Origin of the sequence: Natrialba hulunbeirensis JCM 10989 (assembly GCF_000337575.1) — an archaeon.
In the GTDB taxonomy this organism is placed as follows: Archaea; Halobacteriota; Halobacteria; order Halobacteriales; family Natrialbaceae; genus Natrialba; species Natrialba hulunbeirensis.
Genome location: NZ_AOIM01000035.1, coordinates 191,979 through 207,077 on the forward strand (window position 1 = coordinate 191,979; position 15,099 = coordinate 207,077).

15 protein-coding genes and 2 tRNA genes are annotated in these 15,099 nt (G+C 62.0%); 5 read left to right on the forward strand and 12 right to left on the reverse strand.

Going from position 1 to position 15,099, the window contains the following annotated elements:
• Nucleotides 1-47 precede the first annotated feature (47 nt).
• From C483_RS12180 to C483_RS12200, 5 genes are all read right to left on the reverse strand, one after another.
• Nucleotides 48-1,028 carry a carbohydrate ABC transporter permease gene (locus C483_RS12180; RefSeq protein WP_006653658.1) on the reverse strand — a complete coding sequence of 327 codons (981 nt, stop codon included), beginning with the start codon at nt 1,026-1,028 and terminating at the stop codon, nt 48-50.
• 5 nt (nt 1,029-1,033) lie between these two features.
• Entirely contained in the window at nt 1,034-1,993 is a 960-nt protein-coding gene (locus C483_RS12185) for a carbohydrate ABC transporter permease (protein WP_006653659.1), read from the reverse strand.
• 21 nt (nt 1,994-2,014) lie between these two features.
• Nucleotides 2,015-3,145 carry an ABC transporter ATP-binding protein gene (locus tag C483_RS12190; RefSeq protein WP_006653660.1) on the reverse strand — a complete coding sequence of 377 codons (1,131 nt, stop codon included), beginning with the start codon at nt 3,143-3,145 and terminating at the stop codon, nt 2,015-2,017.
• Between the two features lie 206 nt (nt 3,146-3,351).
• Entirely contained in the window at nt 3,352-3,777 is a 426-nt protein-coding gene (locus tag C483_RS12195; protein ID WP_006653661.1) for a twin-arginine translocation signal domain-containing protein, read from the reverse strand.
• A 498-nt stretch (nt 3,778-4,275) separates the two neighbouring features.
• A tRNA-Phe gene (locus tag C483_RS12200) sits at nt 4,276-4,349 on the reverse strand.
• Between the two features lie 225 nt (nt 4,350-4,574).
• Between C483_RS12200 and C483_RS12205 the strand changes: the two genes are divergently transcribed.
• Entirely contained in the window at nt 4,575-5,021 is a 447-nt protein-coding gene (locus C483_RS12205) for a DUF7344 domain-containing protein (RefSeq protein ID WP_004267228.1), read from the forward strand.
• Between the two features lie 528 nt (nt 5,022-5,549).
• On the opposite strand, the gene C483_RS12210 is transcribed toward C483_RS12205, so the two are convergent.
• Nucleotides 5,550-5,623: transfer RNA gene (locus C483_RS12210), tRNA-Val, on the reverse strand.
• 60 nt (nt 5,624-5,683) lie between these two features.
• On the opposite strand from C483_RS12210, the gene C483_RS12215 reads away from it, so the two are divergent.
• Entirely contained in the window at nt 5,684-6,175 is a 492-nt protein-coding gene (locus C483_RS12215; protein ID WP_006653662.1) for a DUF192 domain-containing protein, read from the forward strand.
• A gap of 76 nt (nt 6,176-6,251) precedes the next feature.
• Entirely contained in the window at nt 6,252-8,276 is a 2,025-nt protein-coding gene (locus tag C483_RS12220; RefSeq protein WP_006653663.1) for an ABC transporter ATP-binding protein, read from the forward strand.
• 37 nt (nt 8,277-8,313) lie between these two features.
• On the opposite strand, the gene C483_RS12225 is transcribed toward C483_RS12220, so the two are convergent.
• Nucleotides 8,314-8,658: a DUF5789 family protein gene (locus C483_RS12225; RefSeq protein ID WP_006653664.1), complete on the reverse strand. Its 345-nt coding sequence runs from the start codon at nt 8,656-8,658 to the stop codon at nt 8,314-8,316.
• Between the two features lie 186 nt (nt 8,659-8,844).
• On the opposite strand from C483_RS12225, the gene C483_RS12230 reads away from it, so the two are divergent.
• Nucleotides 8,845-9,579, forward strand: coding sequence for a creatininase family protein (locus C483_RS12230; protein WP_006653665.1), 735 nt, complete (start codon nt 8,845-8,847; stop codon nt 9,577-9,579).
• 126 nt (nt 9,580-9,705) lie between these two features.
• On the opposite strand, the gene C483_RS12235 is transcribed toward C483_RS12230, so the two are convergent.
• Together C483_RS12235 and C483_RS12240 are read right to left on the reverse strand one after the other, a co-directional pair.
• The gene (locus C483_RS12235) at nt 9,706-10,194 is read right to left on the reverse strand and encodes a DUF5790 family protein (RefSeq protein WP_006653666.1); all 489 of its coding nucleotides are present in this window, start codon (nt 10,192-10,194) and stop codon (nt 9,706-9,708) included.
• 171 nt (nt 10,195-10,365) lie between these two features.
• Nucleotides 10,366-10,776, reverse strand: coding sequence for a dihydroneopterin aldolase family protein (locus C483_RS12240; RefSeq protein WP_049912674.1), 411 nt, complete (start codon nt 10,774-10,776; stop codon nt 10,366-10,368).
• A 135-nt stretch (nt 10,777-10,911) separates the two neighbouring features.
• On the opposite strand from C483_RS12240, the gene azf reads away from it, so the two are divergent.
• Complete coding sequence (gene azf / locus C483_RS12245; protein ID WP_006653668.1) at nt 10,912-11,655, forward strand: NAD-dependent glucose-6-phosphate dehydrogenase Azf; 744 nt, start codon at nt 10,912-10,914, stop codon at nt 11,653-11,655.
• A gap of 81 nt (nt 11,656-11,736) precedes the next feature.
• On the opposite strand, the gene C483_RS12250 is transcribed toward azf, so the two are convergent.
• The 3 genes from C483_RS12250 to C483_RS12260 all read right to left on the reverse strand — a co-directional run bounded on the left by C483_RS12250 (nt 11,737) and on the right by C483_RS12260 (nt 14,845).
• Nucleotides 11,737-12,351, reverse strand: coding sequence for a DUF309 domain-containing protein (locus tag C483_RS12250; RefSeq protein WP_006653669.1), 615 nt, complete (start codon nt 12,349-12,351; stop codon nt 11,737-11,739).
• 520 nt (nt 12,352-12,871) lie between these two features.
• Nucleotides 12,872-13,966 (reverse strand): aminopeptidase, encoded by a 1,095-nt coding sequence (locus C483_RS12255; protein WP_006653671.1) that lies wholly within the window; start codon nt 13,964-13,966, stop codon nt 12,872-12,874.
• A gap of 81 nt (nt 13,967-14,047) precedes the next feature.
• A complete protein-coding gene (locus tag C483_RS12260; protein WP_006653672.1) occupies nt 14,048-14,845 on the reverse strand; it encodes a queuosine precursor transporter in 798 nt (265 codons plus the stop codon).
• Nucleotides 14,846-15,099: the final 254 nt, after the last annotated feature.

Here is a 15,099-nt window from a genome sequence, read left to right on the forward strand (position 1 = left end):
TTGCCGAAACTGGATGCCGTGGTCGTGTTGATGGCGACCTCCCACTGTCAGTCCGCGACCGCGGCCACCATCCCTCGCTTGTAGTACCGTTCTAACAGCAAGAATAGGATCACCGGCACGGCCATCGTCATGATCGAGCCGGCGGCGATCATCCCCCACTCGACCTGTACGCGTCCGGTCATCAGCGGGAGCACCTGCGGCGCGAGGTAGAGCTCCGGCGAGCGCATGAATACCAGCGGGAAAAAGAAGGCGTTCCAGACCCAGGTGAACTGAATCACCGCCACCGAGACGAGCGCGGGTGTCGACAGCGGCAGGATGATCGTCCGGAAGATCTGGTACCGCGAGGCCCCGTCGATCCGCGCGGCCTCCTCGAGTTCCTCCGGAATCCCGAGCAGATAGTTACGCAGGAAGAGGACGACCCAGCCCAGTCCCCAGCCGATGTGGATCAGGATCAGCCCCATGTAGGTGTCGAACAGCCCGAACTCGTGCAGTGCATTGTAGTTCCCCATCGCAACGAGCTCGGGCGGCGCGGCCATCACCAGTAGTATCAGGAAAAAGAGCGTCGTCTTCAAGGGGAACTCGAATCTGGCGAACGGGTAGGCCGCCATCACGCCGAGGAGCATCACGATGAGCACTGCCGGAATCGTGACGATGAACGTGTTTCGCAGCGCCCGGCCCATCGGTGCAGTGCTGTAGTCCCATGCCTGGTAGTAGTTCTCGAGTGTGAACGTCATTCCCTCGACGTGCCACCAGCCGCCGATAATCTCTGAGAGGGGCCGGAACGAGGCCATAAACAGGCCGATGAAGGGAACGATCCAGAGAACCGCGACGGCGATCGCAACGAGATACGTGAGCGCACGCTTACTCGTAGGGATCGTCTCGTTGAGCCGGGTCTGCCAGTCGAGATCGGCCTCGGGTGCCGTCTCGGGGATCTCTTCGGTTCGCAGGTATCGGGTACGGTCGTGGTCGTTGACTGTGTCTGCTCCCGCGTCGATGCCGGTCGGGTTGAGTGGATCGTCGTCTGTCATTGGGATCACCGCATGCGTGCGATGTAGAGCGCGAGTGGGGCGACGATGAACAGTTGCAGCAGCGCCACGACCATCGCCATGCCGTAGTCGATCTGCGGGCGGAACGCGGCCCGATACACTTCGATGCCGAGCACGGAGTAGGCGTGATTCGGACCGCCTGCAGCACCGCCGGCCGCGTAGACGATGTCGAACATCCGCATCACCCAGATGATGCCCATGATGACGACGACCGCGGTCACCGGCTTGACGAGCGGCCAGATGATGTCCCAGAACCGTCGCCACGCGTTAGCACCGTCGACCTTGGCTGATTCGATCAGTGATGGGTCGATAGCGGACAGCGCCGAACTGTACAGGAGCATACTGAAACCGGTGTGGACCCAGATGCCGCCTGCAATAAGCGCGTAGATCGCCACCTGCGGCGACTGGGTCCAGTTGCGGACCAGGTGTCCCTGACCGATCACCCGCAGGAACTCGTTGAAGATGCCTGCTTGTGGGTCGTAGACGAACATGAGCACCAGACCGATGACGATTGGCGGGACGGTAAACCCCGCAAAGACCATCGACCGCAGGATACGCCGTCCCTTCAGATCGGCGAACAACAGCGCGAGCGCCAGACCGAGGAACGTACTGGCCGGGACGTGGAGGACCACCCAGAGGAGGTTGTGCGTGAGCGCCCCCATCGGGTACTGGAACTCCCGCATGTTCGACCAGTTGACGATGAGCGGGTCAGTGAGCGACCGAATCCAGTTGTCGAAGCCGACGAAGTGCTCCATCGTGAACGTGTCCCACGAATAGAAGCTCCCGATCGCAGAGTAGACGATCGGGGCGACGGAGAAGATGGTAAAGAGCGTCAGCCCGGGAATCAAAAAGACAGCAATCGCGATCGCTTTGTCTCGGTCGACGGCCAGTCCGTCTGCTCGGTCGGTGTCTGCGGTGACCGCGTCGAAGTGGTCTCGGAGGCTCATAGCTCGGGTTTCTGTGTTCCGTTAGTTGACCAGTTCGCCGTTCTCGTCGTACAGGTAGGCGTCATCGTCGTCGAACGTGAGGTAGACGCGCTCATCGCGCGAGACGGTTCCGTCGGCTAGCTTTGCGTTCACGAGCTGGTCGTTGACCGTGACGTTGACGAGGACGTACTCGCCGAGCGGTTCGACGGTGTCGACCCGCCCTTCGATCACGTTTCCGGCTGTCGGCCGCGAGGTCGTGATGGTCAGGTCCTCCGGACGAACTCCCAGTGCGACCTCACCCTGGACGTCACTCGTCACCACGCTAGCAGTGTCGCCGTCCCCCGGAGCCGCCGTGCTGCCCTCGTCGTCGACTGTATCGCCGACTCGCAGTACGTCGTCTAGCTCGACGGCCCCTGCTTCGCCGAAGTCGATCGAGCCGTTTCGTCGCGTCCCCTCGAACAGGTTCATCGGCGGCGAACCGATAAACCGGGCCACCCACGCCGTCCGCGGACGCTCGTATAGCTCCTGTGGCGGCGCGACCTGCTGGATCGTCCCCCGGTTCATCACCACGACCCGATCGGCCATGCTCATCGCCTCCTCCTGGTTGTGGGTCACGTAGACGGTCGTGATGTCGAGCTCGTTCTGGAGCCGCTTCAGCTCGACGCGCATCTCCTGGCGGAGCTTCGCGTCGAGATTCGAGAGCGGTTCGTCGAGCAGAAACACCGACGGTTCTCTGATAATCGCCCGCGCGAGCGCCACCCGCTGGCGCTGTCCACCCGACAGCGCTGCCGGTTTCTTTCCGACCTGGTCTTCGATGTGCAACAGCGTGGTGACCTCCTCGACCTTCCGGTCGCGCTCGTCGGGCGGAACGCCCCGAACCCGCAGCGGGTAGCCAATGTTCTCCGCGACCGTCATATGCGGATACAACGCGTAGTTCTGGAACACCATCGCCACGTTCCGACTGCTCGGTGAGCGCCCGTCCACCCGCTCGTCATCGAAGTAGATCACTCCCTCGGAGGGCTGCTCGAGTCCCGCAATCAACCGCAGCGCGGTTGTCTTCCCACAGCCCGACGGACCGAGAAACACCAGAAACTCGCCGTCGACCACCTCGAGCGTTAGCCGGTAGTTCGCGATGGTTTGCCCACCGTCGAAGTACTTGCTAACGTCTTCCATGACAATCGATGTCATTAGGGAATACGTACGCGCGAGTCATCCATTAATCCCGAACCTACCAGCACGGGTGTTGATACGTCTAAATACCGGAGTGTTGCTGTGAAGATAGCATGTGTGAGTAGTCACTGAAACTCCGTTGTCTCCACGATTGCGGCGGGTCCCCGTCCCGCTCCAGAGACCAATCACCGGTCAAATCAATCCACTCGCTACTCGAGACACTCCGTTCCGTCATGCCGCGTCAAAATGGATGGCACCTCGTCAGGTTCGACCCACACCTGCACGGTGATACATCCGTTACCGTGTTTATCTGCAATATTGCTCTCGCGGGTCGTCTCGCCGATCGCAGTTCGGACGACGAACTCGCCAGGCTCCGTCGGTAGGTCCACGTCTACTTCCATGCCACCCGTCAGACTCCCCTCCGCCGCATCGATTTCGTGTGTCGCTGCATGGAGAATCTCGCCGTCGTACTCGAGTTCCAACTCGAGTGTCTGTGCCTCTTCGATCGTATTGTCTATCAGAACCTCTTCGACGACGACGGCTGGGTCTTCGTCGTCTGCGGCGGGTAGTGAGAGACAGCCAGTGAGGAGCACCGCCGTGCTGGCAGTCGCCTGCAGGAACTGTCGCCGATTCATTAGATCACTGTTACCGATGCTTGTGAAAATAGTTGCCATCCTTCCATGTGGCCATCCGTTCCGAACGCCGCCACGCGGCGAGAGGGAGAGCCACCGCCAGTACGACACTTCGCGGGCCTTACACTGGACAACCCGTTCGATTGTGGACGGCCGGTAAGATCGCGTCGCTCCCAACCGGGATAGTTGGGTTGGTGGTGGTGGGTGCTCGAGTAGGAATTGCGTCGACATCGGTTTCACCTCCCAGATCCGTTCGAACAGATACGGTCGCTCTCGTTCTACTCGAGTACTGCGGTTTTCACAGTTTAGAATCCGTCGCCGTCAGTTTCTACACCCGTTCGCTCCGCTCACGGTTTGAAATATGCCGCCTCCCGAATTATGAACAACGTCCAGAAATGCTCGCTTTGCTGCGCCTTTCTGGTCTCGTTTAAATCCGATCGGATATCATTTTTGGCGTTCACGAACGACTCGCTACGCTCGTCGTCTTGTTCACGCCAAAAGTGCCGCCTCCCGGATTTGAACCGGGGACAGCTCGATCTTCAGTCGAGTGCTCTCCCAGTCTGAGCTAAGGCGGCTCGCACTCGTAGTTCAGGCCATGGTATAAAAAAGGATTTCGAATTGCATCCGGCCGTTACGTGACTTTCCTGACACCCATCACCGGCTTGCAGACCTCACTGGTAGGCACTCTCACCAACTGTAATGGCGGGACTACGCCCCGAGAAATCTCGGTGTAACGGCCGTCTGTTGGATATACAGATATTCAAGACACGTTTTTCCGCACTCGACGGTAATATCGTGTTATGGGGGCACTTACCTCGAGCCAATCAGACTACGAACTCTCGGCGGATACTATCCTCGAGTTACTGGCCAACCGTCGGCGTCGGTACCTCCTGTACGCCCTTCGGGGACAGGACGGCCCGATAGAACTCTCGACACTCGCAGAGCAAGTCGCCGGCTGGGAACACGACGTCCCGCCTGAGGAGGTCGCAAAGAACGAATACAAGAGCGTCTACGTCTCGTCCGTCCAGTGTCACGTCCCGAAACTGGCGGACGCTGGCGTCGTCGACCACGACGAGGACAACCACACCGTCGTCCTCGCAGACAACTTCGAGCAACTCGAGCCGTACCTTCGTATTGTCGTCAAGGACGAACCGGAGAACTCAACGCTCCACACGGCGCTCGAACGGGAAGCTGGCGAGGGCTTCTTCAGCCAGATCAGGGAGAACGTCGCGCGACTCAAGCAGTGACTACTGCCGATTGAGCAGCGTCCTGGACCCTACCAGCCCCCGTTGACCTCCCGTGACGTACCGTTTTCTCGTCGTTCGTGGCGTGTGTACTCGAGTAACTACTGGCTGCAATTTCGTTTCTTTCTGTTACCCAGCGTGCTGTGAGCTATTGCTGGGTGAGTCTCAATGGAGTAGAGTTCGGGCGGGTTCGAACCTCGCCCAGACGGTCGGCCTCACTTCGTTCGGCCGCTGCGACTGGTCTGGCTCGAATCCGCCACTCGCATCACAGTGCCGTCGCTCACGAATTGTTCGCGACAGCAATAGTGGGCTCGGGCGGGTTCGAACAACGTGAAGACGGTCGATCACTGCGTTCGCTCTGTCTTCCCTCGTTCGAACCGCCACTCGCATACATTTCTCTGGCTCACCGTTGTTCGCCAGAGAAATGGGCTCGGGCGGGTTCGAACCACGGTCGCAGCAAAGCTGCTCCCTGATTAGAACCCGCCTCGCGCTACGATTCACTCCTCACGTTCGTTCGTCGCAGAAACGTAGTGGGCTCGGGCGGGTTCGAACCACCGACCTCGGCCTTGTAAAGGCCGCGTCATAACCAGCTAGACCACGAGCCCGCATCCGGAACAAGACACCCCGTCCGAATAACCTTTACTTTCTCGCGTCGCATCGCCGGTATGGTTCTCGAGCGGGTCTGGAAAAGCCTGCTTGCCGTCGCCGCACTCTTGCTCATCGGCGCGCTGACCCTCCAGATCGGGCTCATCGCTGCACCGTGGGCGGACGACACCCGAACCCTCCACGTGCTCGACGAGGACGGCGACCCCAAAGCGACCATCGAGGTCGAACTCGCGGATACGGCAATGGAGCGCTACACCGGCCTGAGCGACCACGACTCGCTGGCGGACGGTGAGGGAATGCTGTTCATCCATGCAAGCGAAGGCGAACGAACCTACGTCATGCGAGACATGGACTTCGACATCGACATCATCTTCATCGATGCTGACCGCGAAATCACGTCGATCGAACACGCCCGCGCACCCGAACCCGGCGAAGATGGCGAGGCACTCGAGTACACCGGCCAGGGTGAGTGGGTGCTCGAAGTGCCACGGGGCTATGCGAACCAGACTGGGATGGAACCGGGGGATGAGGTTGCACTCGGTGAGGAGTGATCCCCGAACCGATGTGATCTGATGTGTTTCGATTCGTAGCAAACCCTTATTGCCAGTCGGCTCACAGGTGGGTATAATGGCCGGCGTCGACTGGGATGAAGACGATCCGTTCGAGGAGCAACGCGAGCAGGCAGAGAGTCCGATGCGGCGGCTCATATTCGATTTCGGCCGTCCGTACTGGTTTTCGATGACCGTTGGACTCATTTCGAGCGTGTTCGCGCGTGCGCTGGATCTGTTACCAGCGCTGTTGCTCGCGGTTGCGATCGACTCGATCTTTGGCGAACAGGCGTTTCACGAGCAGGTCCCGTTATCCGTCCTGCCGGAGGCGTGGCTTCCGGCGAGCGAGACGGAACAGTTCGTGTTCGTCGTCGTCGTGGTCGCGGGGTCGTTCGTCCTCGGAGCGGTGTTTCACTGGCTGCGCAACTGGGGATTCAACTCCTTCTCACAGGATGTCCAACACGACGTGCGAACGGCGACGTACGACAAGATGCAGCGCCTCGACATGGAGTTCTTCTCGAACAAGCAGACCGGTGAGATGATGTCGGTGCTCTCGAACGACGTCAACCAGCTCGAGCGCTTCCTCAACGAGGGGATGAACTCGGCGACCCGGCTGATCGTGATGGTGTTCGGGATCACGTTCCTGCTGTTCTGGCTCAACCCACAGCTGGCGCTGGTCTCGCTCGCGCCCGTTCCGTTGATCGCTATCTTCACCTACATCTTCGTCCAGAAGATCCAGCCGAAGTACGCCGCCGTCCGCTCCTCGGTCGGGAAGGTCAACTCCCGACTCGAGAACAACCTCGGTGGGATTAACGTGATCAAGTCCTCGAACACCGAGGAGTACGAGTCCGACCGCGTCAACGACGTGTCGCGCAAGTACTACAACACCAACTGGGACGCCATTTGGCTGCGAATCAAGTTCTTCCCCGGGCTACAGGTCATCTCCGGCATCGGCTTCGTCCTGACGTTCCTGGTCGGTGGCTACTGGGTGCTCATGGGCACCGCACCGGGGCCGTTCACGGGAACCCTCGAGACCGGTGTCTTCGTCGCGTTCATCATGTACACCCAGCAACTCGTCTGGCCGATGGCCCAGTTTGGACAGGTCATCAACATGTACCAGCGCGCGGAGGCTTCGAGCGAGCGTATCTTCGGTCTGATGGACGAACAGGGCCGCATCGAGCGCGACGAGGATGCCAACGAGATTGAGGTCCGAGACGGCCGGGTCGAGTACGACCACGTCAGCTTCAGTTACGAGGACGAACTGCACGACTCTGGTGACGATGACGGTCACGGTCACGGTCACGGTGACGGTGACGGTGACGATGACAATGACGACCAAATCCCGGACGAGAACCTGATCATCGACGACATCAGTTTCGACGTCGACGGCGGCGAGACGGTCGCACTCGTCGGCCCAACGGGAGCCGGCAAGTCGACTGTCCTCAAGCTCCTCCTCCGACTCTACGACGTCAACGAGGGAGCGATCCGCATCGACGGACAGGACGTCCGCGACGTCTCCCTGGCCAGTCTTCGCCAGTCGATGGGATACGTCGGCCAGGACTCGTTCCTCTTCTACGGCACCGTCGAGGAAAACATCACCTACGGCACCTTCGGCGCGGACCGCGAGGAGATTGTCGAGGCAGCCAAGGCCGCCGAGGCCCACGAGTTCATCCAGAACTTGCCAGAGGGGTACGACACCATGGTCGGCGAGCGCGGCGTCAAACTCTCGGGTGGTCAGCGCCAGCGCGTCGCCATCGCCCGCGCCGTCCTCAAAGATCCGGACATCCTCATCCTGGACGAGGCGACCAGCGACGTCGACACGGAGACCGAGATGCTCATCCAGCGCTCGATCGACGACCTGACCGAGAACCGAACCACGTTCGCCATCGCGCACCGCCTCTCGACGATCAAGGACGCCGATCAGATCCTCGTCCTCGAGGACGGCCGAATCGTCGAACGCGGCACACACGCCGAACTCCTGCAGAACGAAGGTCTCTACTCGCACCTCTGGGGCGTTCAGGCCGGCGAAATCGACGAACTTCCACAGGAGTTCATCGAGCGCGCCCAGCGCCGCCACGCGCGCACAGAAATCAGCGACGACTAACTCCGCGACAACTACCTCTGCGACGCCTCATTTCGCCTCAGAACGACTCCTGCTCGCGCTGGCCTTCCTGGTCCGGCGCACCCTCATCCTGCCGGTCCTCCCCCGCCGCAGGCGGCGTTCGATCGCTGTAGTTCTTCCGCCCAATTGCCTCGTCACCAACCATGTTCATAATCGCCTGTTCGACTTCTCCGTAGTCCCGGTACTCATCCTCGTTCAGCGGCCCGATGATCTCCTCGAGTGTCGCCGTTTTCTCACCCATCTCGAGTTCCGTGTCGCCGTGCTCCTCGAGTAGTTCGTCCTGGCTGATCGGGTACGACACCGACTCGAGTTCGTCGCCGAGGTCGCCCAGTTCGACGCCGAGTTCGCGGCTATCGTCGGTCATAGTGGTCTTTCGCCGATGGGTCGGAAACCGGTTGACCTTGCGTTCGCCACGGTGGTGTATACGTGATCTTTCCGGTCGACGAGCGGCGCGTCACGCGTCACGCGCCACGCGTCGTACGTCACACTCGCTCGCCACGAGTCACGAGTCACCGACGGTTTCATGTCCGAACGCCGAGCCTATGCTGCTATGAACCTCGCCAGCGCTACCTGGACCGATGTGGGAGAACTCGAGGCCGACCTCGCTGTCGTCCCCGTTGGCAGCACGGAACAACACGGCCCACACGCACCGCTCGGAACCGACGTGCTCACTGCCGAGGCGGTCGCCGACGCCGGCCTCGAGCGCACGGACCGCGACGTGCTCCGAACGCCAGCGATCCCGATCGGCGTCGCCGAGGAACACCGCCAGTTCCCCGGCACGATGTGGGTCTCGCCGGACACCTTCCGCAGCTACGTCCGCGAAGCCGTCCAGAGTCTGTCCCACCACGGCGTCGAACGCGTCGTCCTCGTCAACGGCCACGGCGGCAACGTCGACGCGCTCCGGGAGGTCGGTGGGCGGCTCACGCGCGACGGCGACGCCTACACCGTCCCGTTCACCTGGTTCAACGCGGTTGGCGACCACTCCGCCGATATGGGCCACGGCGGGCCACTCGAGACGGCCCTCCTCCGACACATCGAACCCGACCTGGTCCGCGACGACCGCCTCGAAGAAGCGCGCGACGGCGCTGCCGATGGCTGGGGGGAGTGGACGAGTTACGTGAACTTGGCCTACGATTCCGCGCAGTTCAGTGAGAACGGTGTCGTCGGGGATCCAGCCGAGGGCGACGAGGCGCGAGGCGAGGCGCTACTCGAGTTGGCGGCCGAGTCGCTGGCGCGGTTGCTGGATGCGGTTGCGGAGCGGGATGTGTCGCGACCCGAGAGTTGATAGTCGATAGCCGATACTCGGTAGTCGGTAGCCGGTCGTCCGTAGCCGATACCTGCCAGTTCGCAGGCGGACTGCGGATATGAAACGACGGTGGACGGTGGACGGTTGGGGTGGCGTGCGGCGATATTACTCGTCGTCTTCGTCCTCGCCCTCGCCCTCGCCCTCGCCCTCGTCTTCGTCGCCGTCGTCAGCCGCCGCCTCCTCTTCTTCGGCGTCTGTCTCTGGACCGGCGTCCTCGAGTGCCCCGCGCAGCGCCGGAATCGTCGCGGTGAGGTCACCGACCTGGTCGCCGGCCTCGCTGATATCGGTGATGGTCTCCTCGAGGTTGGCAATTTCTTCTTCGAGGTCCTCGGCGTCGTCGAAGGCGTCGGCGCGCTGGCCCATGGTGAACCACTTCTTCGCGTCGCGGAGGTGCTCTTCGGCGTCGCCGGCGTCGAGCGCGGAGTTGAGTGCGTTGAGCACGCCGAGGACGTTATCTGCATCGGCCTCCCAGACGTCGTCCGAGTCGGGGAGGGCGCCCCAGGCGTCCGCGAGCGAGGATTCGACGTCCTCGCGCATTTCGTTGGCCGCTTCGCCGAAGAGTTCCTCGTCGTCGCCGAGTGTCGCTTGGCTCATGTCACCACGTTCACGGTCACCGAGGTTAAAAGGTCGCCCGAAAGTGAAAGTGAAAATAGCCAGGAGCGAATCGGTACCGTCCGAACGGCGCGCGGGTTTCGAAAGGAAGGTCGTGTGTTGTGGTGGTTATCGTCTGATCAATCCGTTCGGATCGCCCGTATCGTTGCCTCCTCAGTCGTCCGCGTCGCGACCGCTCACGGAAACCACCTTCATCAGCGGGTAGCCATCTTCCATCGCCATCTGCGTAACGACCTCGCGGCCTTCGTAGTTCACGACGATTTCGACCTCGAGAAACCGTCCCGTCAGTTCGGTGTAGTCGGCTGCCGACCCAGCGAGTTCGGACTCGAGTACGTCGGTGCGAACGTCGACAGTCACGTCGACGCAGTGGGGCTGGTTCTCGATGGATGCTTCCATCGCGCGGGCGAGACTCGGCGCGCTCTCAGGTGCGACGGGCGTGCCGGCGAACTGGTGGTAGAGCGTGCCGAACTTGATGCCGGCTTCGAAGCAGGCGGTTTCGGCGGTTGTCGGGGCTGTCGCCGTCGTCGAGTCGGCTGGTTCGGACTCGTCGTCGCTTTCGTTCATAGTCGCGGTTCGCGGGCGCGATGGAAGGTCGTTCCGCTCCGGCATTTTACCTTATCGGGCCGTGGTGTGACACTGACGTGCGCCCCGGTCCAGAACCGCATGGTTCTTATCGACGCTTTCCCTCACACCGAACGAATGGCACAGTCGGTCCTGCTTACCGGGGCTGCGGGGCGCGTCGGAACGGCGATCCTCGCCGACCTCGCGGACGAACACGAGTGGCGGCTGATGGATCGCGACCCGATGACGGAGGACCATCCGGGCGAATTCGTCGTCGCGGATATCACCGACGAGGAAGCCGTCCGTGACGCGATGGAGGGCATCGACGTGGTGATCCACCTCGCGGGCGATCCGCGTCCGGAAGCGCCCTGGGATAGCGTCCTGACGAACAACATCGACGGCACGCAGACGATTTTCGAGGCCGCAGTCGACGCCGACGTGGAGAAGGTCGTCTTCGCCTCCTCGAATCACGCCGTCGGCGCGTACGAAACCGATGAACGCACCCCCGAGATGTACCGCGCGCACGACGACTACCTGCTCGACGGGACGGAACTCCCGCGACCGGGGAACCTCTACGGCGTCTCCAAGGCAGCCGGCGAGTCGCTCGGGCGGTACTACCACGACGAACACGGCCTCTCCGTCGCCTGCGTTCGGATCGGGAACCTCACGAAGGGCCATCCGCCGATCGACTACGAGCGCGGGCAGGCGATGTGGCTCTCCTACCGCGACTGTGCACACCTGTTCGACCGCTGCATCCGCGCGGAGTACGAGTTCGAAATCGTCTACGGCATCTCCGACAACGACCGCAAGTACTACTCGATCGACCGCGCGAAAGCGTCGCTCGGGTACGAACCGCAGGACAACTCCGCACAGCACGACTGATCAGAGTCGCGTTCGTTGTGTCTCCGGAGTTCTCCATTTGCTCCGCTCTTCTCTCCACTCTTCTCCGACCTTCGCGCACCCTCAGAACAGTCCTTCCACATCCGACTCCTTCGCCTGCCGACGCTCGACGTGTCCCGCCAGCCGCTGGGCGACGATCCCGCGATGGGAATCTTCGCGGACGAAATCGAACAGCAACGAGATGAACGCGCTGTCATCCTCGCCCGCTGCCAGATCTCGCTCGGCGTACTCGAGTCCCTGCTCGATCACACCCACCTCGTAGTCGAGTTCGTCGGCGAGGACGAGCGCGGCGATCGTCGTCGCGTCGAAGCCGAGGTCCTCGCGTGTTGGCACTTCGCCCTCGTGTTCGATGCGGACAGGTGGACGCCGTTCGACGAGTTCGGGATCGGCGGCGAGCGCGGCGAGGAACGAGCGCAGGGGTGAGAGCTGAACGTTGCGATAGGTGGACGGGAGCCCGGCGAGGTACTCGAGTGCACTGTCGGCCAGCCCAACCGTGCCCTCCCAGTTTTGGGTGTGAGCGTGGTGGACGGCGGCGGTGGCCTGGATGAGGCCGTGAAGTAGTTGTTCGTCGTCGGTACCGGTTTCGAGGTCGAGCCAGTGGTTCTCCCAGGCGTCGTGGGCGGCGTGGTAGAAGCCGTCGTTGTAGATGGCGATGCCGGCCCGGAGGTGGTCGCGCATAGGTGGGTGTCTGTCGGTCAGTATTCGGGGGATAGTGGAGAGGGTGTCGGTGGCTGCTTCTCACGACGGTGGCACGACCCTCTCGGATCGAGCATTGCTGATGCTGTTGCTGGTATTTGGCCGGGCTGGTACTGAGCCGGGATGGTACTGGACCGGGCTGGTACTGAGCCGGGATGGTACTGGACCGGTACTGGGCCGGTGCTGGTATCGTGGTAGCGTCAGGAACTGAAAGTGCCGGATATCTACCGCCTCCGGCGGGGCGGGCAGACAACTGTCGAAACGGAGAGTGCGGCCAAACCATGACGGAAACTGGACGCCGGGATGCACTCTCTGACCGGTTACTCGCCGCCACCGGTGAGGCGGTACTCGATCCGAGCACGGAATCGCATATTATTATGAGCGGGGTTCCGACTGTTTAGGCACCCGTTGTGTCGGGCGAAATCGTTCTATGGCTGCCCTAAGAGTCGTCTCGACAGATTTGCTCGACAATCCTGTTCGACCGTGTCCCTCCCCACTCGCCCTACTCGTCGTCCCAGTTCCAGCGGAATCGGCCGTCGCGCTGGACGACCTCGCCGTCGATTTCGAGCCGCGACTCCTCGCTCACGTCGGTAATCATGTCGACGTGGACCGCTGAGTCGTTGCCCGTCTCTCCCTCCGGCAGGCAGGCGTCGTAGGCCCGGCCGAGCGCCAGGTGGACCGTATCTCCCATCTTCTCGTCGAAGAGAATGTTGTCCGTATAGCGGTCGATACCGCGGTTCATCCCGATTCCGAGTTCGCCCAGGCGGCGTGCGCCCTCGTCTGCATCGAGGATGTCGCCGATCACGTCCGCGCCCTGATCCGCGTCGTAGTCGACGACCTCTCCGTCTTCGAACTCGAGTTGGACGTTCCGGACGGCGTCCCCGCGGAGCGTCATCGGCACGTCGAAGGTGACCTCGCCTTCGGTGGCGGCGGGCGCGGTGAAGACCTCGCCGCTCGGGAGGTTGTGCGAGTCGTAGGCGACCGAGGCGGCGCTGTTGACTGCCGTTCGGCCCTCGATACTCATCGTGAGGTCGGTTCCCTCGGAGACGAGTCGGACCTCGGAGCCCTCGTCAAGGAGTTCTTTCATGTTCGCCATCTCGTCGGCCAGTGACTCCCAGTCGCGCAGGATGGCGTCGTAGGCGAACTCCTGGTACTCCTCGTAGGCCATGTTGGCCTGCTGGGCGAGCGAACGGTTCGGGTGGACGGTTGACACCCAGCGCGTGTCGTAGCGCGCCTCGCGGATCTCGTCGCGAGCCTGGCGGTGTGCGGTACGAGTCTTGCCGGGCACGTCGGCCGTCGCGCTCGTGTTCCGTCCGCCGCGAATCGAGAGGTAGACGTCCGTTTCCTCCATGAGTGCGCGCTCGTGGCTTGGATTCTCGTCGAACTCGTCATCGTGTGCCTGGAGGTACGCTCGTGTCACCTCGCCGGAGCTGTAGGTCGCGAGGAGGTTCGCGCCGCGCTCGCCGAGTTTCTCGGCGACGGCGACGGCAAGTTCGTGGGCATCAGGACCGACGGAGAGAACGACGTTATCGCCGGCCTCGACGCGCGCGCTCCAGTCCACCAGTACGTCCGCGTGCTTGCGGATGCGTTCGTCCATACCGGCACGTGTGAGTGCCCCTTTAAAATCGTCATCGTTTGGCTCTACACAGTACCGGCGAGTCGAGAGTACTGGTTACAGTCAGGTCGACGCTTCGACCGCTCCAGAGCCGTTCCGCGAGCGGACGAACGAGACAATCGCGTAGACCACAGGTGTGTCGAGAACCGCGATCGCGAGCTTCAACAGGTACTGGCCAATAATCAGGCCGACGACGCCCTCGAAGCCGGGGTAGAAGCCAACACCGAGGGTCAGCGGCGCAATGGCGAACGCGATCGAGACGAAGATCACCGTATCGATCGCCTGACTGCTCGCCGTTGAGGCGATGTTTCGCAGCCAGAGCTTCTCGCGGCCGGTCCGGTCTCTGATCCAGTGAAAGACGAGTACGTCCCAGTTCTGGCTGACGACGTACGCGAGCAGACTCCCGATGACGATGTTCGTCGACGCACCGAGTACGTTTGCGAACTCGCTCGCGACTGCCGGGTCCTGTGCCGGTGCGGCGATCGTCGACCAGACGAGTACAAGCACGACGAAGTTCAGCGCGAAGCCGACGTTGACGACGACCTGTGCCGCCCGCCGTCCGTATAGTTCGGCGTAGCAGTCACTCGCCAGGAAGGTCAACGCGTACGCGAGCGCTGCACCCGGCAACACGAGTTCCGCACCCGTCACCGGGAGTGCAAACGGCAAGGAGAACTCGAGTACCTTTGCGGCCGTCACCTGGGCGGTGACGAGTGCGGCGACGAAGAGGCCGATGAGCGAGACCTGCGGTATCGTGGGTGTTGGTGCCGGTGTCGATGCTGCTGATGGTGATGGTGATGGTGATCTCGGTCCATGGTCGTGTGTCGATGGTGTTGTCTCGTCACTCCCCTGCTGGTGTTCCATACCCGCGGGCTCTCTGGCGAGTACCCCTAAACGATGCTATTTCACGGCCCGCAGCTGGCGGCAGTGGTAGTGGTGGTAGCAGTAGTGTTGGTAGCGGTAGTGGTGGTAGCGGTAGTGGTAGTGATGATATCCGTGACGGATCATCGTGCGAACAGTCTTCCAGCGATAATGGCGGGTGTGAGCGCGCCATCCTCGAATTGGGGCGAACCTACGAACCCGCTAATGAAGACATTCGATATCGAAGTCGTTCGGTA